Annotated in this window: 18 protein-coding genes; 8 read left to right on the top strand and 10 right to left on the bottom strand. The window is 63.5% G+C overall.

The features are described from left to right. Positions 1–16 precede the first annotated feature (16 nt). Positions 17–337 (top strand): NHLP-related RiPP peptide, encoded by a 321-nt coding sequence (locus ABE493_RS09665; RefSeq protein ID WP_346498716.1) that lies wholly within the window; start codon positions 17–19, stop codon positions 335–337. Here ABE493_RS09665 and ABE493_RS09660 read toward each other — a convergent pair. The 4 genes from ABE493_RS09660 to aceB form a co-directional block, all read right to left on the bottom strand. Further along, a complete protein-coding gene (locus ABE493_RS09660) occupies positions 316–2,844 on the bottom strand; it encodes a putative peptide modification system cyclase (protein WP_346498715.1) in 2,529 nt (842 codons plus the stop codon). The genes ABE493_RS09665 and ABE493_RS09660 overlap by 22 nt on opposite strands. A 31-nt stretch (positions 2,845–2,875) precedes the next feature. Next, positions 2,876–3,895: a GGDEF domain-containing protein gene (locus tag ABE493_RS09655; protein ID WP_346498714.1), complete on the bottom strand. Its 1,020-nt coding sequence runs from the start codon at positions 3,893–3,895 to the stop codon at positions 2,876–2,878. Positions 3,896–4,066: 171 nt separating this feature from the next. Continuing rightward, on the bottom strand, positions 4,067–5,398 hold the full coding sequence (gene aceA, locus ABE493_RS09650) for an isocitrate lyase (RefSeq protein WP_346498713.1): 1,332 nt from the start codon (positions 5,396–5,398) through the stop codon (positions 4,067–4,069). A gap of 41 nt (positions 5,399–5,439) precedes the next feature. Beyond that, complete coding sequence (aceB, locus tag ABE493_RS09645; RefSeq protein ID WP_346498712.1) at positions 5,440–7,083, bottom strand: malate synthase A; 1,644 nt, start codon at positions 7,081–7,083, stop codon at positions 5,440–5,442. Positions 7,084–7,191: 108 nt separating this feature from the next. Here aceB and ABE493_RS09640 point away from each other — a divergent pair, with 108 nt between their 5' ends. Next, complete coding sequence (locus ABE493_RS09640; protein WP_346498711.1) at positions 7,192–8,160, top strand: LysR family transcriptional regulator; 969 nt, start codon at positions 7,192–7,194, stop codon at positions 8,158–8,160. A 66-nt stretch (positions 8,161–8,226) separates the two neighbouring features. Continuing rightward, the gene (locus ABE493_RS09635) at positions 8,227–9,135 is read left to right on the top strand and encodes a LysR substrate-binding domain-containing protein (protein WP_346498710.1); all 909 of its coding nucleotides are present in this window, start codon (positions 8,227–8,229) and stop codon (positions 9,133–9,135) included. Between the two features lie 160 nt (positions 9,136–9,295). On the opposite strand, the gene ABE493_RS09630 is transcribed toward ABE493_RS09635, so the two are convergent. Beyond that, positions 9,296–10,591 carry an MFS transporter gene (locus tag ABE493_RS09630; RefSeq protein WP_346498709.1) on the bottom strand — a complete coding sequence of 432 codons (1,296 nt, stop codon included), beginning with the start codon at positions 10,589–10,591 and terminating at the stop codon, positions 9,296–9,298. Positions 10,592–10,731: 140 nt separating this feature from the next. Here ABE493_RS09630 and ABE493_RS09625 point away from each other — a divergent pair, with 140 nt between their 5' ends. Then, positions 10,732–11,064 (top strand): hypothetical protein, encoded by a 333-nt coding sequence (locus tag ABE493_RS09625; RefSeq protein WP_346498708.1) that lies wholly within the window; start codon positions 10,732–10,734, stop codon positions 11,062–11,064. Between the two features lie 28 nt (positions 11,065–11,092). On the opposite strand, the gene dld is transcribed toward ABE493_RS09625, so the two are convergent. The 5 genes from dld to lepB form a co-directional block, all read right to left on the bottom strand. Next, on the bottom strand, positions 11,093–12,790 hold the full coding sequence (dld, locus tag ABE493_RS09620) for a D-lactate dehydrogenase (protein WP_346498707.1): 1,698 nt from the start codon (positions 12,788–12,790) through the stop codon (positions 11,093–11,095). Continuing rightward, positions 12,787–13,926 (bottom strand): FMN-dependent L-lactate dehydrogenase LldD, encoded by a 1,140-nt coding sequence (gene lldD / locus ABE493_RS09615; protein ID WP_346498706.1) that lies wholly within the window; start codon positions 13,924–13,926, stop codon positions 12,787–12,789. Before lldD ends, dld begins: the two co-directional genes overlap by 4 nt. 3 nt (positions 13,927–13,929) lie before the next feature. After that, complete coding sequence (gene lldR, locus ABE493_RS09610) at positions 13,930–14,694, bottom strand: transcriptional regulator LldR (protein ID WP_346498730.1); 765 nt, start codon at positions 14,692–14,694, stop codon at positions 13,930–13,932. Positions 14,695–14,748: 54 nt separating this feature from the next. Continuing rightward, positions 14,749–16,407, bottom strand: coding sequence for an L-lactate permease (gene lldP / locus ABE493_RS09605; RefSeq protein ID WP_346498705.1), 1,659 nt, complete (start codon positions 16,405–16,407; stop codon positions 14,749–14,751). A gap of 360 nt (positions 16,408–16,767) precedes the next feature. Further along, positions 16,768–17,388 (bottom strand): signal peptidase I, encoded by a 621-nt coding sequence (gene lepB, locus ABE493_RS09600; protein WP_346498704.1) that lies wholly within the window; start codon positions 17,386–17,388, stop codon positions 16,768–16,770. Positions 17,389–17,583: 195 nt separating this feature from the next. Here lepB and ABE493_RS09595 point away from each other — a divergent pair, with 195 nt between their 5' ends. From ABE493_RS09595 to ABE493_RS09580, 4 genes are all read left to right on the top strand, one after another. Beyond that, positions 17,584–17,994 carry a hypothetical protein gene (locus tag ABE493_RS09595; protein ID WP_346498703.1) on the top strand — a complete coding sequence of 137 codons (411 nt, stop codon included), beginning with the start codon at positions 17,584–17,586 and terminating at the stop codon, positions 17,992–17,994. 81 nt (positions 17,995–18,075) lie between these two features. Further along, positions 18,076–18,447: a 3-dehydroquinate dehydratase gene (locus ABE493_RS09590; RefSeq protein WP_346498702.1), complete on the top strand. Its 372-nt coding sequence runs from the start codon at positions 18,076–18,078 to the stop codon at positions 18,445–18,447. Between the two features lies 1 nt (position 18,448). Continuing rightward, positions 18,449–18,655: a hypothetical protein gene (locus ABE493_RS09585; protein WP_346498701.1), complete on the top strand. Its 207-nt coding sequence runs from the start codon at positions 18,449–18,451 to the stop codon at positions 18,653–18,655. Positions 18,656–18,860: 205 nt separating this feature from the next. Beyond that, entirely contained in the window at positions 18,861–19,286 is a 426-nt protein-coding gene (locus ABE493_RS09580) for a hypothetical protein (protein WP_346498700.1), read from the top strand. The last annotated feature ends 343 nt before the right edge of the window (positions 19,287–19,629 follow it).

Genomic DNA, 19,629 nt, shown 5'->3' with positions numbered 1-19,629 from the left:
TCCCTAGAAACGCACAATGACTCCTATCGAACATTCCCCTCTCTCAACGGATCAAGCCGACACGCTGCTCGACCTGCTTTCTTCGGATGACGCCTATCGAGCACTTTTTTCAGCTGATCCGTATCAGGCACTTGCAGACATTGGGTACGTCATCCCACAGAAGCACCGCCCGCCTTGCCTCGAAGTTGATTCGCTGGCAAGCAAGGAAGAATTTCGGCAATCGAAGGGAATACTGAAGCAATACCTGACATCAGTAGCCGGACTGACGATCGTCTTCTGCTATGAAGCAGGAAAGATTGATCAAGCGATCACCGCCTACGGCGATGCCCGAGATTGAACAGCTGGAGCGGCCAGGAACTGATCCTTGGCCGCGACTGCATCGGCGACATTCAAAGGTTGCAGCAGCTGGTTAACATTGATTTCCACATAAGCTCTGCCAACGTTGCTCGCCAGCCAATCGCGCTGACGTTGCGCCTCCGTGTTTCTACCAAGCGCCGAGAACGCAGCTGCCAACTCGGCCCTCACCTGTACAGCCTCATGACCGTCAAGTAGGGGCAGCAGTAGATCGACCGTTTCCTGCGGCCTTCCTTCCAGCCGTGCCTGCGTTGCCCGGGTAAGTAGTCGCATCCATTGTAGTGAACGCTGTCCGTCCAGCTCTGGGAGCCGAGGCAACGTTGCCAAGGCGTGGGCGGATAACTCCTTGAATCCGGACCGTTGCGCGATGTAGACCGCGACCATGCTTCTGAACAGCGCCTCTTGACGACCACGAACATTGCCACTGGCCTTTGCAGTTACCAGCGACGCATTGAACAAACGCTGCAAGTCCCGCTCAGAGCTTCCCTTCGGGTCGGCAAGCAGGCGAACGCTCTGTTCAACAAGCGAGAAATGAGTGACGTGCGATTCACCGTACTCCACAGACGATTCTCGCGCTCGTGCAGCCTCAACAAGTGCATCGCTCTTTCGCCCCTGACTCAAAGCAAGGCTCATCCGGTCCAAGGACGAATATAGGCTGGAAGGATTGCCGGGTACCGCATGGAGCCTATCCAGAAGCGAGCGTGCTTCGTCCTCACGGCCAAGCAGCGCGAGCGCATTGGCGCTGTAACGAATGGGACGACCTCCACTTTCGCGCTCAGCTTGACGAAAGGTATCCAGAGCTTGCTGCGCGTCTCCGTTGGCGAGTTGAATGCGGCCGATATGATCAAGCGGAACGGAACGAAGCGGATCCTGCGGCACAGCCGCAGCCTGAGCGAATGGCAGAGCCTCGTTGAAGCGGTTGTCAACGATCAGGTGCCAGGATGCATTGGAAGCTCCCGCAAAATAATCGGGGTACATAGTCGCTAGCAGCTTCCATTGCGGCAGTGGCGACGCAGGTGAGCGCAGTTCATTCTCCCAAGCTTCGAGATAGAGCTGATCGCGCCGTGGGAGCCTTTCACGGTGGGCCAAGGCGCTTTCGAGCTCTGCAACCGCTGGCGCCTCGTCCAGCCCAGACCAATAGATCCTGGCCAAACCCATGTGAGCCAACGCAAATTCCGGATCTATCTGTAGCGCCTTTTTAAGTAAATCGGCACTGAGCTCTACATCGCGATTCGACAGCGCCTTGATAGCCAGGGCGTACGCTCTGAGCGCTTCAATATTGCTGGTGGTCACCTCGGGAAGAGGCGAGGCGTCGCGCGCCAGCGAATCACTTGACTCACCAAATCGAGCGCGCAGCTTGCCGCTTACTTCGTCGATAGATGCCAATAGAGAATCGATTCCATTTCCTTGGGCGGAAATCGAGTCCAATGTGGCTCCCTGATGCGGATCAACGATATCCACGGTGAAACGTACGCGTTTTCCCACCTCGTCTACGCGAGCCAACAACACCGCACGGGCACCATCGCGCATGGCGACATCACTCGCCATCTTGCGATTCATTGGCTCATCAGGATCATGATTCATCAAGCCCAATGTCTTGCGCACCTTGAGATCGCTCAGAACATTTACAAATCTTGATTGCTCCAAGCTGATTCTGAACGCCTGTTCTACAGCTCCATCAAGAAGTTGTTCACCGGTGTGATTGTCAACGCCGCCGATAACCACCCAATCCCGTTCGGCGAATGCGATGGCAGGCTCCGCACGTACCAGCACCCATGCCACCGCACCTACCGTAACCACCAGCATCAACTCGGCTACCAGTGCCACCGGCCGCCGCCACAATGGCAGCCGCCGCCAGGCTATGTTCGAACGCGCTGGCATACGCATTGGAGCACGGCCGGCAACACCCACTTCAAACACTTCCTGCGCCGTCGGCAGGCCTTTGAAGTACCAGCGGCCATGCGATTTCCATTGCAGGCCATTGCCTCGTTCACCCAGCTCCCGCTGACTGGCTCGCAACAAACCCTCGGCCACCGCCGATAGCAGAATCTGGTTTGGGCGCGCCAACGCCATCAAGCGTGCTGCTGTGGGCTTGGCGACACCTTCTACATCCAGCGGCTTGGCGCCGGCAGCAACGGCGGCCTCGTCGTTGCGCCAGAACAACACGTCGCCGACATGGATCCCGACCCGCGTCTGCAGCGGGAGTTTCCGCGCGTTGCCGATCTCGGCCAATGCATCCAGATAGTCCAACGCAAACCCCAGGCCGTGCGCGGGTACGTCGAATATCAGCAGCATTCCATCGGAGCGATCGATCAGGCGCCCCTTCCAGCGCTGCAACAGCTGCAGCACCCGCACATCCAGGCTACGAAACAACTCAGCTGCTGCGGCATCGCCAATCCGCGCCGTCAGTGCCACCGAATCACAAAGATCGGTCAGCACCAGCGTCTTGAGCTGGCGATCGGATGAGAGCACGTCAGTCTCGCTGGTCATGCGCTACACCGGGCAGGCCGTGGTCACCGGATCAGCCCTGCCACCACTGCGCGCGATTGCCACCTTCGCGCTTGGCCTCGTACAGGGCCTTGTCGGCACGGGAATACGAATCGTTCCAGTGGTGGTCTTCGCCAATCAACACCATGCCGATGCTGAGTGAGCAGGCGCCCACCGTTGCGCCCGGGTAGGCGATCAGGTGGCGCACCGCTTCGAGCACGAAATCGGCGGTGCGCGGCAGGCTCTCGCCATCGGCGTCCATCAGCAGCACGCAGAACTCATCGCCGCCCAACCGGCAGGCGATATCGTCCTTGCCGGTCACCGAGGCGAGGATGCGGCCGAAGCACTGCAGTGCATGATCGCCGGCGAGGTGACCGTAAGAGTCGTTCAAACCCTTGAAGTCGTCGCAGTCGATCAGCAGCAGGCCGCGCGGACGGTGACCTGAACGGTGTGATTTCTGCAGGTAGGCGGTAAGCGCACGCCGGTTGCTGAGCCCGGTCAGGTCATCGCCATAAACCAGCTCACGGGTGTGGTGCAGCTCGTGGTTGGCGCTGTAGAGATTGCCGAGCGCGGTTTCCAACTCGTGGTTGCGGCGGCTGAGCTGAGCGATCAGGCGTTGTTCGCTGGACACCACCCGCGACAGGGTCCGGCGCAGGAAAAACACCACCATCGCCGGATCCTGGTCGATCAGGCGGTGGAAGTTGGCATGGGTGATTTCCAGCAGCACGCTGTCGCAGTTGGCGCGTGCATCGCAGGAACGCGGGTGGCGTTCGATCAACAGGCCGAGCTCGCCAAAGAAGTCGTTGCAGCCCATGGGCTTGGGCGCCAGGCCGGCACCGAAGTCCAGGCTGATGGCGCCACTGACAATGATGAACATCGAGCTGCCCAGATCGCCACGGCGGAACAGCACCTGGTCGGCCTGCAGTGTGCGGCGGACGCCGTACTGGGCAAACAGCGCAAATTCCACCGGTGACAATTGCGCACGCAGTACTGCGCCTCCCGCCGACGTAGCGACGGAAAGTTCAGACTCCAGTGCCAGACCCCCTGTTCCCATGCCGCTCATTCCCTGCCTCATGGACTGCTCGTCCATGCCAGACGAGTAATCTCGCGAGCCTATCATCAAAATTATCGGTTTTGTGACCCCCTACACCGTTTGATGCTGGCCTATCCCAAAAAAAAAGAAGGGGCTCGTAAGAGCCCCTTTGAAACGACCTAATAAGCGCCCTCAGGCAGCCTTTTCAGCCTGGAACTGCTCTTCCTCGGTGGAGCCGGTCAGTGCGGTCACGCTGGAGGCGCCGCCCTGGATCACCGTGGTCACGTCGTCGAAGTAGCCGGCGCCCACTTCCTGCTGGTGCGAGACGAAGGTATAGCCCTGCTCGCGGGCAGCGAACTCCGGTTCCTGCACCTGCTCCACGTAGTGGCGCATGCCCTCGCCGCGGGCGTAGTCGTGGGCGAACTTGAAGGTATTGAACCAGTTGATGTGGATGCCGGCCAGGGTGATGAACTGGTACTTGTAGCCCAGCGCGGCCAGCTCGTCCTGGAACTTGGCGATGGTCTTGTCGTCCAGGTTCTTCTTCCAGTTGAACGAGGGCGAGCAGTTGTAGGACAGCAGCTTGCCGGGGCTGGCCGCATGCACGGCCTGGGCGAACTCGCGGGCAAAACCCAGGTCAGGGGTGCCGGTTTCACACCACACCAGGTCAGCATGCGGGGCATAGGCCACGCCGCGGCTGATCGCCTGCTCCAGGCCGTTCTTGACCTTGTAGAAGCCCTCGGCGGTACGCTGGCCGGTGATGAACGGCGTGTCGTTGGGGTCGAAGTCGCTGGTCAGCAGGTTGGCGGCTTCGGCGTCGGTACGGGCCAGCACGATGGTCGGCACGCCCAGCACGTCGGCGGCCAGGCGCGCGGCCGACAGCTTCTGGATCGCTTCCTGGGTTGGCACCAGCACCTTGCCGCCCATGTGGCCGCACTTCTTCACCGCCGCCAGCTGGTCCTCGAAGTGCACCGCCGCAGCGCCGGCCACGATCATGTTCTTCATCAGCTCATAGGCGTTCAACACGCCGCCGAAGCCGGCCTCACCGTCGGCGACGATGGGCAGGAAGAAGTCGATCGCATCCTCGGCCTTGACCTTGCCGTCGATGATGTTCTTCCACTGGATTTCATCGGCGCGCTGGAAGGTGTTGTTGATGCGGCGGACCATGGTGGGCACCGAGTCGTAGGCGTACAGCGACTGGTCCGGGTACATGGTTTCGGAGGTGTTGCCATCGGCAGCCACCTGCCAGCCGGACAGGTACACCGCTTCCAGCCCGGCCTTGGCCTGCTGCATGGCCTGGCCGGCGCTGATCGCACCGAAGGCATTGACGTAGCCCTTCTTCGAGCTGCCATTGACCAGTTCCCACAGGCGCTCGGCGCCGCGCTTGGCCAGGGTGTGTTCCGGCTGCACGCTGCCGCGCAGGCGCACCACGTCGGCGGCGCTGTAGGTGCGCTTCAAGCCTTTCCAACGCGGGTTGGTGTCCCAGTCCTGCTGCAGGGCGTCGATCTGTTGCTGGTAGGTGCTCATCGTGTCGTCCTCGAAAGAAGTAGTCGGTGCCAAGGGGAGGGTCAATCGATCTGCCGGTAGGCCGGCAAGGTCAGGAACTCGGCCAGGTCATCAGCGCGGCTGAGTTGGTCGAGCAGGCCGATGGCCTGGGTGATGCGGCCGCCACCGGGCAGCGCGGAGGTGTCGCCCAGCCGCGCCGGCAGCGCGCGCAGGGTGGCTGCCAGCAGGGCGAAATCAATCGCGGTGCCGTCATCCAGATGCTGGTTGCCGGCATGCAGCCACTGCCAGATCTGGCTGCGGCTGATCTCGGCGGTAGCGGCGTCTTCCATCAGGTTGTGGATGGGCACGCAGCCGTTGCCGTCCAGCCAGGCGGCCAGGTAGCGCACGCAGACTTCAACGTTGTTCTCGAAGCCGGCGCGGGTGACGGTGCCGCTGCATGGCGCAATCAGCTCATCGCGGTTGGCCTGCACGTCGCGGCGCAGCACGTGGTGCTGATTGGGGCCGGACATGTGCTCATCGAAGATGGCGCGCGCCACCGGGATCAGCGCCGGGTGCGCCACCCAGGTGCCGTCGTGGCCGGCCGTCACTTCGCGCAGCTTGTCGGCGCGCACCCGCGCCATTGCCTGCTCGTTGGCGGCGGCATCGTTGTTGATCGGGATCTGCGCGGCCATGCCGCCCATCGCATGCGCACCGCGACGATGGCAGGTCTTGATCAGCAGTTCCGAATACGCCTTCAGGAACGGCTGGGTCATGGTCACCTGGCCACGCTCGGGCAGCACCTTGTCGGCGTGCCGGCGGAAGGTCTTCAGATAGGAAAAGATGTAATCCCAGCGGCCGCAGTTCAGGCCGACGATGCGCTCGCGCAGCGCATGCAGGATCTCATCCATCTCGAACACCGCCGGCAGCGTCTCGATCAGCACGGTGACCTTGATCTGCCCATGCGGCAGGCCCAGCATGCCCTCGATGTGCGACAGCGCGGTCTCCCATAGCGCCGCCTCTTCCATCGACTGCAGCTTGGGCAGGTAGAAGTACGGGCCGCGGTCCTTGTCCATCAGGGTCTGCGCGTTGTGGAAGGCGAACAGCGCCGCGTCGAACAGGCCACCGGCAATCGGCTGGCCATCGATCAACACGTGCTTCTCGTCCAGGTGCCAGCCACGCGGGCGCACGATCAGCACCGCCTGCTCGTCGGCCGGGCGCAGCGTGTAGTGCTTGCCCGGGCCCTTGGCGGTGGCCGGCGCGGTGAAGTCCAGATCGCCACGCACCGCCGCCTTCATCGTCTGCTGGCCGGCCAGCACGTTGCGCCAGGTCGGCGAGGTCGAATCCTCGAAGTCGGCCATGAACACCTTGGCGCCGGAGTTCAGCGCGTTGATGACCATCTTCGGGTCGGTGGGGCCGGTGATCTCGACGCGGCGGTCCTGCAGCGCGGCCGGGATCGGCGCAACGCTCCAGTTCTCTTCACGGATGGCGCGGGTGTCGGTACGGAAATCCGGCAGCCCGCCCTGGTCGAAGAACGCCTGGCGCTCGCGGCGGGCGGCCAGCCGGGCCTGGCGACCCGGCTCGACCGCACGGTGCAGCGATACAAGCAGGCCCAGCACGCCGGCCGGCAGCAGCGCGGACTGGCCGGCGAGCTGGGTGGTCAGGGTGATGCCCGGGGTCGGGCGGGGGGCGGACTGCGGCGTAGCGACAGCGTGGGCGACGGCGGACATCGGAAGTTCCTGCGTGTGTCGGGGACTCCAACGTGCGGCCGCAGGCTCATATTTAACAAAACAGTTTTTGCAATGTTATCTATAAGTTGTGCTAATACTTGTCTCAACATGCCAGCCAAGCCGCCCGTAACTCCGCGTTTTTCCTACAAGTCTGATCGGCTCAAGCCGCTGCGGGCGTTCCTGCAGACGGTCCGATTGGGCTCGGTTTCGCGTGCGTCGGAAGCACTTTTTGTCAGCCAACCGGCGGTGAGCCTGCAGCTGCAGGCGCTGGAACGGGAGCTGGGAGTGGTGCTTTTCGAGCGCAGCGGACGCCGCCTGGTGCCCAGCCGCGAGGGCCAGCTGCTCTACGACATGGCCCAGCCGCTGGTGGAAAGCCTGGACGGGTTGTTGCCGCGGTTCCGCGAGAAGGTCAGCGGGCTGGACGCGGGCGAGCTCAATATCGCCGCAAATTCGTCGACCATCCTGTATCTCCTGCCCAAGATCGTCGAAAACTTCCGCAAGCTGCATCCTGATGTGCGCCTGACCCTGCACAACGCCATCAGCGCCGATGGCACCGACCTGCTGCGCAGCGATGCCGCCGACCTGGCCATCGGTTCGATGATGGATGTACCAGCCGACCTCAGCTACGCGCCGGTCTACCGCTTCGACCAGGTGCTGATCACCCCACCCGACCACCCTCTGGCGAAGAAGAAAAACCTGACGCTGGAAGACCTGTCGCCGTGGCCGCTGATCCTGCCGCCGCGCCGGCAGATCACCTGGCGGCTGGTCGACCTGGTGTTCCAGCAGCATCGTGTGCCTTACACCGTGGCACTGGAAGTTGGCGGCTGGGAGGTCATCAAGCAGTACGTGGCGATGGGCATGGGCATCAGCATCGTCACCGCGCTGTGCTTGAACGATGGCGACCGCGACAAGCTGGCCACGCGGGCGATGAGCGAGTACTTCCCGTCGCGCAGCTACGGCGTGGTGGTGCGGCGCGGCAAGGTGCTGTCTCCGCAGGCCAGAGCGTTTGTCGAGCTGATCCAGCCGGATCTGTTTGCGCCGAGGCAGTACGACGATACCGGGCATTCGGAGCGCTAGACCTTGCATCGGGAACTCGCAGCACAGCAGTTGGTCGACAACACCGCAGCCGCCTAGACTGCCGTCATGTCCCTGGAACTCCGCCACCTGCGCTACTTCCTGACCGTCGCCGACACCCTGCACTTCGGCCGCGCCGCAGAGCGCCTGGGCATGTCGCAACCGCCGCTCAGCCAGCAGATCCGGCAGCTGGAAACCCTGCTCGGCGCGCAGCTGTTCGTACGCAGCCACCGCCGCGTGCAGCTCACGCCAGCCGGCGAAGTCCTGCTGGAGCAGGCGCGCGACATCCTGCAGCGCGTGGACAAGGCTGTGGACACGGTGCAACGCGCACAACGCGGCGAGAGCGGCGAACTGCGCATCGGCCTGACCCGCGCCACCCCGCTGTCACCGCAGATTCCACGCGCGATCTTCGCCTATCGCCAGCAACACCCGCAGGTGCAGATGCAGCTGCGCGAAATGAACAGCCTGCGTCAGATCGACGCCCTGCTGGCCGATGAGCTGGACGTGGGCATCATCCGCAAACGGGTACTGCCGGACGAACTGGTTGCCCAGCACCTGTTCGATGACCCGCTGGCCTTGGTGGTACATGCCAGTCACCCGGCACTGCGCGGCAAGGACCCGGCAACGGCGCGCCTGTCCTTGAAGCCGTTCGCGCTGGATCCCTTCGTCGGCTTCTCGCGCGACTCGGGTGCCGGCATCCACGACCATGTGATCAGCCTCTGCCGCAACGCCGGCTTCAGCCCGCGCATCGTGCAGGAGGCCGGCGAATCCTCGACCCTGATCAGCCTGGTCGCAGCGGGTTTGGGTGTCTGCGTGCTGCCTTCTTCGTGCAGCCATATCCAAGTGGAGGGCGCATGTTTTGTCGCCCTGGCAGACCGCGGCGCTGCATCGGAGATTCAACTTGCCTGGCGACGCGAGGCGGTGACGCCGCTGTTGCGTCAGTTCATTGCCTTGTTGAAGCGGGAAGTGGCGGGTTGAAGGGGAGAGCAGCAGCGGGGGCAAAAGCCGAAGCCAAAGCACCCCTCCCCAACCCTCCCCTGCGCTACGCGCAAGGGAGGGGGTAAAGCTCAGCCCCCTCCCTTTGCCGCAGGCAAGGGGAGGGTTGGGGAGGGGTGCTTCAGCTTTGAGCTTCCATCGCTCAGCCCTTCGCCTCAAGCAGTTCCGAACGCGCATCCCCTTCCAGCCGATGCCACAAACTCCACGCGGCACCCATACCAGCCAGCGTCAGCAGCAGACAGAAAACACAAACCCCGGCCCAGCCCCAATGCGTATAGAACACCCCGCCTGCGGCACCGAGCACGCTTGAACCCAGGTAATACGAAAACAGATACAGCGCCGAGGCTTCCGCACGCAGCGCGCCAGCACGCACACCCACCCAGCTGCTGGCTACCGAGTGACCGCCGAAGAAACCAAACGTGGCCAGCGCGATACCCGCGGCCATCGCCGGCAACCACGGCATCGCCAGCAATACGATGCCCGCCAGCACCAGGCCGAAGGACAGCACCAACACCGGCCCGCGCCCCAGCCTGCCGGCCAGCTGCCCCATCCACGCCGAGCTGACACTGCCCACCAGGTACACGCTGAAGATCAATCCCACCAGGGTCTGGCTCAGACCATACGGCGGCGCCAGCAAGTGGTAACCAAGATAGTTGTAGAGCGTCACGAACACACCCAGCAGCAGGAAACCACAGGCGAACAGCCAAGGCAGCGCGGCATCGGCAAACAAGCCGGCAAAGCGCGCCGGCATCCGCATCGGCTCGGCACGCTGTGCATGGAAGTGACGCGATGCCGGCAGCTGTGTCCACAGTGCAAGCGTGGCCAGCAACGCGATCACGCCAACTGCGGCAATGCCGGCGCGCCAACCCCAATGATCGGCCACCACCCCGGCAATCAAACGCCCGCTCATGCCGCCGACCGCGTTGCCGCCTATATACAGGCCCATGGCCAAGCCCAGCGAGCGGCTGTCCATTTCCTCGACCAGCCAGGTCATCGCCACCGCCGGTACGCCACTCAGGCTCAGGCCCAGCAAGGTGCGCAGCACCAGCAGCGTGCTCCAGTCATCGACCAAGGCGATGGCCAAGGTCAGCAATGCCGAGCTCAGCAACGAAACCACCATCACCGGGCGCCTGCCGATGCGGTCGGAGACGATGCCTGCCACCAGCATCGCAACGGCCAGCACGCCGGTACTTAACGACAACGCCAGCGCGCTGTTGCCGGCGCTGATACCGAAGTGGCTGCTGAAGCCCGGCAGCAAGGGCTGCACGCAATACAACACGCCAAACGTGGCGAAGCCGGCCATGAACAGCGCCAGCACTGCACGACGGAATTCAGGAGTGCCTTGGCGAATGTGGGGCTGCTCGCCTATCGCGCTTGGCGACGTGACTGGCGCGAGGGATTCATTGCAGGCAGGTGGGTTGCCGGGTTCGAGTTGCATTGCATCTTGGCCTGCGTTGGCGGGCCGCTTGATTGGGAATGCGGGAAAGCTTGAACCCGCGGATCGAGTCGATCCATAACCTACTGTGTACCGATTGATACTTTCAACGTATTGATTCACCAAGCGCGTGAACCACCGGCGTGAGATCAATCAGCGAGGCAAGTCCCTTCTCCCGCGTGCGGGAGAAGGTGCCCGAAGGGCGGATGAGGGGAGCTTTTGGCTCTGGCATTTGCTTGTGCACTTTTTTGCTTCTGGCTTCATCAGCCAAGAGCTTCCCCTCACCCCAACCCCTCTCCCGCAAGCGGGAGAGGGGCTTTAGCAAAAGCCTGAGCAAAAGCCTGAGCAAAAGCCTGAGCGAAAGCCTGGGCGAAAGCCTGGGCAAAAGCCTGAGCAAAAGCCTGAGCAAAAGCCTGAGCGAAAGCCTGGGCAAAGGCCTGAGCAAAAGCCTGAGCAAAAGCTTGAGCAGAGCCTGATCAAAAGCCTCAACAGGCGCTTTGCGCCTCAGCAATCACAGCCTTTCCAACCCGGCTGCTTGCTGGTCTGGCCAATGCCGGGGTTGAAGGTATTGCTGGGGTCCAACTGCTGGTAGAACTGCGCCAGCGCCGGCTTGGCCGGATACAGGTGGCCGACATTGTGCTCGGCCGGGTACTCGGCGCCACGCGCATCCAGCAGCTTCCACATGGCGTGCTCGATCGCCATCGGGTCTTCACCCTTGCGGGCGATGTAGTCCTGGTGGAACACATGGCACAGGAAGTGTCCGTAATAGAGCTTGTGCAACAGCCGCGCGTCCAGTTCGGCCGGCAGCTGCTCGAACCAGTCGCGGTCGTCGCGGCGCAAGGCGATATCCAGGGCGACGATGTCCTGCACCTGTGCACGGTGTACTTCGCGGTAACGCACCGCTGCACCGGCCACCGCGAATCGATGCAGGAAGGCCTTGCGCCCTTCGTCTGGTGTGCAATGAAAATAATCGCCCTCGTGGTCGGCGAAGAAGCCGCGCAACCAGCTTTCCGTTGCAGCGGCATCCTGCGCCGACACCTTCACCAGCAGATGATGCTCATAGCGCTGCCGGAACTCACCCATGCGCTTGGGCAGATGCGACGGCAACAAGCCGGTCAGCAGCTGCAGCGCACGGTCGGTGACCGCACGCAGGCCCAGCCGCTCGAACCAGCCATCAACCCGGCTCTTCAGTGCAAATGCCGCCGGCACCCGCGCTGTGCCGAGCTTGTCGATCAGCAGGAAGGTGTCCTTGCCGTAGCGCTCGCCAATGTCATAGGCAACGCGGTGAATATATTCGCCGGAAATCGGCAGCCGCTCGAAGCCGGTCAGCAGCTGGCGGCGGATGGCGGTGAGGCTGTCGGTGCGGTTGCTGCCGATATAGAACACCTCGGCCGCTTCCTTGGCAAAGGTATCCAGGCGCACCGCGAACACCGCCAGCTTGCCGGCCGAGCCAGCCGCTTCATAGTGACGACTGGGATCGGCATTGAAACGCGCCGGCGTTGCCGCATCCACCTGCCGCACCTGTTCGGCGTAGCACGGATCGGAGCCGGCACGCTGCCCATCAACATGCACATCGGCCGCCGTGTAGTCACCTGCCTGCAGGCGCTGCAGGATTTCTTCCGGCGTATCGCCCAAGGCGATGCCGAGATGGTTGACCAGCTGCAGCTGGCCGTGGGCATCAACCTGCGCATACAGCGCCATTTCGGTATAGGCCGGGCCGCGCCGCACCAGCGAGCCGCCGGAGTTGTTGCACACGCCTCCCAGCACCGAGGCGCCAATGCACGAGGAGCCGATCACCGAATGCGGTTCACGCCCCAGCGGTGCCAGGGCCTGCTCCAGCCTATCCAAGGTTGCGCCCGGCAGGCACAACACCTGCCGGCCTTCATCAAGCAGTTGCACGCCGCTCAAGCGCAGCGTGCTGATCAATACGATCGGCCGGCCATAGTCGTCACCATCCGGCGTGGAGCCGCCGGTCAGGCCGGTATTGGCCGCCTGCAGGATGATCGCCGCCCCGCCCTGCACCGCTGCCTGCAGGGCGCGCCACATTTCCAGCAGCGTGCCCGGCCGCACCACCGCCAGCACTGCGCCATCACCGAAGCGATAGCCCTTGCGGAAACGTCGCGTCGCCTTGTCGCCGGTCAACACGTGGGTCTCACCCACGGCAGCACGCAACTGCGCCAACAGCGCCTCGTTCGTACTCATGCCACGTTGACCAGCGAATCCCGGCTGATATCGGCAATACGGCGCGCGCCGGTCAGCGTCATCGCAACACGCATTTCCTTGGCGATCAGGTCGAGCAGGTTGGCGACGCCGGCCTCACCCTGCGCCGCAAGCGCGTAGACGAAGGCGCGGCCCAGCAGCACGCTGTCGGCGCCCAGCGCCAGCATGCGCACCACGTCAAGGCCATTGCGGATGCCGGAGTCGGCGAGGATCTTCAGATCGCCCTGCACCGCATCGGCAATTGCCGGCAACGCGCGCGCGGTGGACAGCACGCCGTCGAGCTGGCGGCCGCCGTGATTGGAGACCACGATGCCATCGGCACCAAAGCGCACCGCATCGCGTGCGTCGTCCGGATCGAGAATGCCCTTGATCACCATCGGGCCTTTCCAGAACTCACGGATCCACTCCAGGTCCTTCCACGAAATCGACGGATCGAAGTTGCTGCCCAGCCAACCGATATAGTCCTCCAAGCCGGTCGGGCTGCCGCGATAGGCGGAGATGTTGCCCAGGTCATGCGGACGCCCGCGCAGACCCACATCCCACGCCCAGCGCGGATGGGTGACGGCCTGACCAATGCGACGCACGCCGGCATGCGCGCCGCTCATGCCCGAATGCGCGTCGCGGTAGCGTGCGCCCGGCACCGGCATATCGACAGTGAACACCAGGGTGGTCACACCGGCTGCCTGCGCGCGCTCCAGCGCGTTGCGCATGAAGCCACGATCGCGCAGCACATAAAGCTGGAACCACATCGGCCGCTTGATGGCCGGCGCCACTTCTTCAATCGGACACACCGACACCGTCGACAGCGTGAACGGAATGCCGCGGCTCTCCGCCGCACGCGCGGCCTGCACTTCACCGCGGCGCGCATACATGCCGGTCAGGCCGACCGGTGCCAGCGCCACCGGCATGGCCAGCTTTTCACCGAACAGCTCGGTTTCCAGACTGAGGTCGGACATGTTGCGCAGGATGCGCTGGCGCAGCGCGATGTCGGACAGGTCGGAAACATTGCGTTTGAGCGTGTGTTCGGCATACGCGCCGCCATCGATGTAGTGGAACAGGAACGGCGGCAGACGACGCTGCGCGGCCGCACGGTAATCGGTGGAGGCGGAGATGATCATGGGTCAACCGTGGGGGGAAGGAAGCCGCGAAGCACGGGCGCGCCGGGCTTCGTCTTCATCGAGCGTGCGCAGCGTTGTGTGCACGAACTCAAGATGGGTGTGCGCGGCGGCTCGCGCACGCTCGGGGTCGCCGGCCAGTACCGCATCCATCATTTCGCGGTGTTGGTCGGACAAGGGTGAAAAGGTGGTCGATGCGGTGTAAAGCTTCTCGCGGCTCTGCGAGATGTTGGTCTGCAGCAGCTCGAACAAACCGCGCATCACCTGCAGCAGCACCAGATTGTGCGAGGCCTCGGCGATGGACAGATGGAAGGCGGCATCGGCACGCGCCTCGCCGGTCGGGTCATCCTTGCCATGCGCGTCCATCATGGTCTGGAAGGCCTGCGCGATGCGCGCACGGTCCTCATCGGTTGCCCGCAGCGCGGCGTGCCAGGCGGTGGCGCCTTCCAGTGCGTGGCGGATCTCCAGCACGTCGAAGCGGTATTCCGGATCGCCCTGGAACAGCGGCAGATACGGCGCCAGCGGCTCATCCAGGGCAAGCCGGGCGCGCGCGGCCGGCTCGGCCACATAGGTACCTCCGCCCACCCGCGCCACCAGCAGGCCTTGGCTGCCGAGCTGGGCAATGGCCTCGCGCAGCGCGGTGCGCGAGACCCCGAGCTGCACCGCAAGTGCGCGCTCGGAGGGCAGCCGGTCACCGGGCTGCAGTTGTTGTTCGTCCACCAGCACGCGCAACTGCGCGGCCACCTTGTCGGAAATGCGTTGCGTACTCATGCCGACATTGTGGCCCGAAGCTGCGCGGCGTTGGCGGATGCGCGCGGCCATGGCTCAGGGAATCATCCAGGTGAGCCAGTAGGCCTGCGCGGTGGTGATCAGGCCGACCATCACGGTGAAGATCAGGCTGTGCTTGACGGTGAAACGGAACAGGTCCGATTCCTTGCCGGCCAGGCCCACCGCCGCACAGGCAATGGCGATGGACTGCGGCGAAATCATCTTGCCGGTGACGCCGCCGGTGGTATTGGCGGCGACCAGCAGCACTTCGGATACACCAATCTGCTGCGCGGTGGTTGCCTGCAGCGCCGAGAACAAGGCATTGGACGAGGTATCCGAACCGGTCAGGAACACGCCCAGCCAACCCAGGAACGGCGAGAAGAAGGTGAAGGCCTTGCCGGTATGGGCAAGCGCCAGTGCCAGCGTCGCCGACAGCCCGGAGTAGTTGGCGATGAAGGCGAAGGCCAGCACCATGCCGATGGAGTAGATCGGCATTTTCAGTTCGTTGACGGTCTCACCGAAGGTGCGCACCGCCGCACGTACCGGCATGCGCAGGTAGATGATGGCGATCACCGCCGCCAGCATGATCGCGGTGCCGGTGGCCGAGAACGCATCGAACTTGTACACGGCCTCGTAGGCGGTAGGTGCGTTCACGATTGGCGGCATCTTCTGCACCAGCTGGTCCAGGCCCGGCACCGGCAGCTTCACTACCCAGTGTTCCAGCGGGCCACCGGCAGCGAACAAGGCCTTGAACGGCTTGATGCTCCACAGCGTCACCATCGCGGTGAGGATCAGGAACGGCGACCACGCCTTGGTGATCTGCGCGGCGCTGTAACGCGGTGCCGTCGATGCCTGCGCGGCAGCCTCGGCGCTGGCGTCGGTTTCAAAGCGGAAGATGCGCTTGGGCTGCCAACGGCGCAGGAACAGCGTCAGGCACACCAGCGAGGCCAACGACGCGGTGATGTCCGGCAGCTCCGGGCCGATGAAGTTGGAGGTCAGGTACTGGGCGATGGCGAACGAGCCACCGGCAATCAGCACCGCCGGCCAGGTTTCCTTGATGCCGCGCCAGCCATCCATGATGGCCATGATCCAGAACAGCACGATGATGGTCAGGAACGGCAGCTGGCGGCCAGCCATCTGCCCGATCTCGAACGCATCCAGGCCGGTTACCTGTCCAGCGACGATGATCGGAATGCCCATCGCACCGAAGGCCACCGGCGCGGTGTTGACGATCAGGCACAGGCCGGCCGCATACAGCGGCTTGAAGCCCAGCCCGACCAGCAGCGCGGCGGTGATCGCCACCGGCGCACCGAAACCGGCCGCGCCTTCCAGGAAGGCACCGAAGGCAAAGCCCACCATCAGCATCTGCAGGCGCTGGTCTTCGGTCACCGACAGGATCGAGGCGCGGATGATGGCGAACTGACCGGTCTTGACCGCGATCTTGTACAGGAACACTGCGCCGATGATGATCCAGGCAATCGGCCACAGCCCGTACAGGAAGCCGAACCCGGCCGCACCCAGGGCCTGCGCCACCGGCATCCGGTAGAACAGCAGCGCAACCGCCAATGCGATGGCGACGGTAATGGTGCCGGCCAACCAGCCCTTCATGCGCAGCACGGCAAGGGCGACGAAGAAGAAAGCGATCGGCAACAGCGCGATCAGGCTGGACAACCAGAGGTTGCCAGCGGGGTCGTACAGTTGTTCCCAGGGCTGCATGCAGGATCTCGTCAAAGGCGAAAGGCGGCCCACCCGCAGGTGGAGAAGGCGGCTGCGGCATTGGTATTACCAATATGCCTGCATACCAACCAGCGAGACGCGATTGAAGCGCCGTTTCCGCGGAGATCCTATTAGACCATAGGGTTAGTAAGGGATATTGGTATTACCAATATGCCGATTTTGTAGGAGCGGCGTAAGCCGCGAAGCCAACACCAATACAGCCCCTTTCTGATTGCCATTGCATGCATGCAGATTGCCGGCGCTATCTGCTTCGCGGCTTACGCCGCTCCTACAAAAAAACAAAAACAAGGCAAAAAAAACGGCACGTCTCCGTGCCGGTTTCTTTTTCGCTATCGCCGCTTACAAACGCAGCCACTCCGGCCCGTCACCGCGCCGCCAGTACACCGCCACCGCCTTGCCGTAGACCGTATCGGCATCCACCAAGCCGAAGAAACGGCCGTCGAAACTGTCGCCACGGTGGTCACCCACCACCAGCAGTTTGCCAGCGGGAATGCGGATGCCATTGATGTCCGGGCCGCCGCCATCGTCCAGGTCCAACTGCACCTGCTTGTTGCCGAACACCTCGCGCGCAACTTCCTGGCGCAGCGGCTGGCCGTTGATGGACAGGTAACCATCGTGCAACTGCACGCGGTCCCCGCCCACCGCAACCACGCGCTTTATCAGCCGCGTGCCGTCGGCGGGCGAATCAAACACCGCGACATCGCCGCGCTGCGGCGCCTGCCCGGCCAGCACCTGCAGATCGGTGAAGGGAACGCGCAGGCCGTAGGCGCGCATATCCACTACCACCCGGTCCCCCGGCTGCAAGGTGGGCTGCATCGAGCCACTGGGCACCTGGTAGTGATTGGCCAGGCTGTCACGGGCCGCGAACAGCAGCAGCAACATCACCGCCAGCGGCAGCGCTTCGCGGCGCAGCCAGCTGGCTACGGGATGGGCTGGTGAGGCAGAGGCGGTCTCGTTCATGTCCGGTCACAAGGCGGGAGATAGGCAGATTGACCTATGGCCTGCGGGTAAGTTCCCGCGCCGCTGTGCCATCCCCTGCGCAGACAGATTGCTACGCACACTTTACGCCTGGCAGCGCTTGCGCCATGGCAGGTTTATGCCGGCCCGGCGCATCGTTCCCTCACCGCGCCGCAGGGCGCTTGATTGTGGTGTTGCATGAGCCTTCTGCTGATCAGGCACAGCCGGGAAACCGCGTTGCCTGACTTCCAACTGCCGAGCGAAATAGCCGGCCATCGCCTTGAGTGCCGCCACTGCAACTCGCTGCCGGCATTGGCCGCTTGCCTGCGCGACGCCAGCACCCGCCGCCCACACTGGGTGCTGATTGAAAACGCCGCAACCGACGATGCGCAATGGGCCACGCACGGTGCTGTCGTGTGCAACGCACTGGACCTGTTACCGGCGCCATACATTGAAATCGCACGCCACGATGCCGACACGCTGGAGGCCCATCTGCACCCCAGCCATGCGGCTACCGCACTGGTGATCTGCAGCAGCAGCGATGAAGATGCCAGGCGCCTCTCGCTGGCGATCACCGCACGCCTGCTCAACAGCCGCCAGGACGCCTGAGCCATGGCCATCTTCATCGTGCGTGGGCCGGAAACATGTGATGTGCAGGCGCCAGGATGCAGGCCACTACCGGGGCCACTGATGACAGCGCTGGTGCAGCGCGCACTGGAGGCCGGCATCAGTGTCGCGCAGCGCAGCTGCGCCTCCGAACAGGCACTGCTGGACACGCTGTGCGCGGCCGATCACAGCCCTGACGACATCCTCCTACTGGCACCGGCAGCATGTGTCCACAGCCCCCGCCTGCAGCGCCTGTTGCCTCACCTGCACAACGCCTATGTCGAGGTACACGAAGACGACCCGCACGCACCGCAAGCCCGGCTACCGGCCAATCTCGGCCATCGCCTGGGCATTGCCCAGGGCTACTGCATGCAGAGCTACGCATTGGCACTGGAGCTGGCGTTGGAACACATGTGCTGCACCGATGCCGGCGAGCGCGTGCACGTGGGCACCTGAGATGGATGCGCATCGCTATATCGCCGGCTACGAAATTTATGTAGACGGTCATCCATTCTGGTGGGGGCATCTGGCCGTGCAATTGGACGCTGCCGATCCGCTGCTGCAGCAGCCGCAGGCCTTGCTGGATCATCTGTGTGCGATGGCTGCCCAACGACATGATGTCTCTGCGGCGCAGGTGCGCTTGAAGATGATCAGCCGGGTGTAGCTTTGAGCCTGACTCATCAGTGGATTCGTGGTTCATGCTGCTGCCGCGTTGCTGATGGTTCTTTGGGAATTGCCTGCCGAGCATGGCTCGGCACTACAGGTGGGTCTTGACTGCGACGATTGAAAACCTGTTTCGATATGATCGACACCTGCACAGGTACATCGCAGCGTGATGGCACCTGCTACCACCCAGGACGATATCCGACATGAAACGTCACGCCATGCTGCTGTGCCTGCTGTCTGCTGCCATACCCGCTGTCGCAGCCGATGCGCCTGATGAGGCTGCCACCGTGGCCATCGTCACTGCCGGTCAGTGGCAGTCGGGGGAGCAGCAAGGGGTTTACCGCGTGCGGCTGGAGAACGTGGGTTTCGAGCATGTTTCCTGCAGGGTCTGGATTGAATGGCTGACCGCCAGCGCGGCTGGGCAGCCAATGAGCACAGTCGCCCGGGTGCCACTGGCCGAAGCATCGGACAGCTTCTGGTCCTGCCCCAACCGTGGCCAGACCGTTGTGCTGGGCGACGCCGCGCTGCAGCTCAACCTGGTGCATGCCTATTCGCTGGAACCGCGCTCGTTCAACGTGGTTCTGGGTGCGCCCGGGCATTACCAGTTGCAGGCCGAAGCCCGGCCCTGACCGTCGGCGCAGCGCTGCGATACAAGGCGCGTCGCAGGCCGACGAGATCGATGGGCGGTGCTGCGGCTGTCGGCTTTGATGACCCAAGGACACGATCACAGTAACGAATGGAATCCGCTGCAACTTCATTCATCGCTACGCGCATCGCGTTTGGACGGCCGCTGCCTGCTGCTGTTGGCGAGCGTGCTTCGCGGCTTACGCCGCTCCTACACGCTGCTGATGGGTGGCTTGGAAAGCCCCTGCCGAGCATGGCTCGGCACTACATGCCCCCTCCCTTTTGCGTAGCAAAGGGGAGGGTTGGGGAGGGGTGCTTGGAAAGCCCCTGCCGAGCGTGGCTCGGCAC

This window comes from Stenotrophomonas terrae (assembly GCF_039674165.1).
In the GTDB taxonomy this organism is placed as follows: Bacteria; Pseudomonadota; Gammaproteobacteria; order Xanthomonadales; family Xanthomonadaceae; genus Stenotrophomonas; species Stenotrophomonas terrae_A.
The sequence above is the reverse complement of the archived record's forward strand: the minus strand, read 5'-3'. Positions and strand labels throughout refer to the sequence as shown.

Excerpts from the sequence above, each read along its gene's own strand:
- lldP (WP_346498705.1), bottom strand. The coding sequence starts at position 16,407 with ATGCAGCCCTGGGAACAACTGTACGACCCCGCTGGCAACCTCTGGTTG.
- lldD (WP_346498706.1), bottom strand. The coding sequence starts at position 13,926 with ATGATCATCTCCGCCTCCACCGATTACCGTGCGGCCGCGCAGCGTCGT.
- ABE493_RS09660 (WP_346498715.1), bottom strand. The coding sequence starts at position 2,844 with ATGACCAGCGAGACTGACGTGCTCTCATCCGATCGCCAGCTCAAGACG.
- aceB (WP_346498712.1), bottom strand. The coding sequence starts at position 7,083 with ATGTCCGCCGTCGCCCACGCTGTCGCTACGCCGCAGTCCGCCCCCCGC.
- ABE493_RS09590 (WP_346498702.1), top strand. The coding sequence starts at position 18,076 with ATGACAGCGCTGGTGCAGCGCGCACTGGAGGCCGGCATCAGTGTCGCG.
- ABE493_RS09655 (WP_346498714.1), bottom strand. The coding sequence starts at position 3,895 with ATGGGAACAGGGGGTCTGGCACTGGAGTCTGAACTTTCCGTCGCTACG.
- ABE493_RS09665 (WP_346498716.1), top strand. The coding sequence starts at position 17 with ATGACTCCTATCGAACATTCCCCTCTCTCAACGGATCAAGCCGACACG.
- aceA (WP_346498713.1), bottom strand. The coding sequence starts at position 5,398 with ATGAGCACCTACCAGCAACAGATCGACGCCCTGCAGCAGGACTGGGAC.
- ABE493_RS09640 (WP_346498711.1), top strand. The coding sequence starts at position 7,192 with ATGCCAGCCAAGCCGCCCGTAACTCCGCGTTTTTCCTACAAGTCTGAT.
- ABE493_RS09630 (WP_346498709.1), bottom strand. The coding sequence starts at position 10,591 with ATGCAACTCGAACCCGGCAACCCACCTGCCTGCAATGAATCCCTCGCG.
- ABE493_RS09635 (WP_346498710.1), top strand. The coding sequence starts at position 8,227 with ATGTCCCTGGAACTCCGCCACCTGCGCTACTTCCTGACCGTCGCCGAC.
- ABE493_RS09595 (WP_346498703.1), top strand. The coding sequence starts at position 17,584 with ATGAGCCTTCTGCTGATCAGGCACAGCCGGGAAACCGCGTTGCCTGAC.
- lldR (WP_346498730.1), bottom strand. The coding sequence starts at position 14,694 with ATGAGTACGCAACGCATTTCCGACAAGGTGGCCGCGCAGTTGCGCGTG.
- ABE493_RS09585 (WP_346498701.1), top strand. The coding sequence starts at position 18,449 with ATGGATGCGCATCGCTATATCGCCGGCTACGAAATTTATGTAGACGGT.
- ABE493_RS09580 (WP_346498700.1), top strand. The coding sequence starts at position 18,861 with ATGAAACGTCACGCCATGCTGCTGTGCCTGCTGTCTGCTGCCATACCC.
- dld (WP_346498707.1), bottom strand. The coding sequence starts at position 12,790 with ATGAGTACGAACGAGGCGCTGTTGGCGCAGTTGCGTGCTGCCGTGGGT.
- lepB (WP_346498704.1), bottom strand. The coding sequence starts at position 17,388 with ATGAACGAGACCGCCTCTGCCTCACCAGCCCATCCCGTAGCCAGCTGG.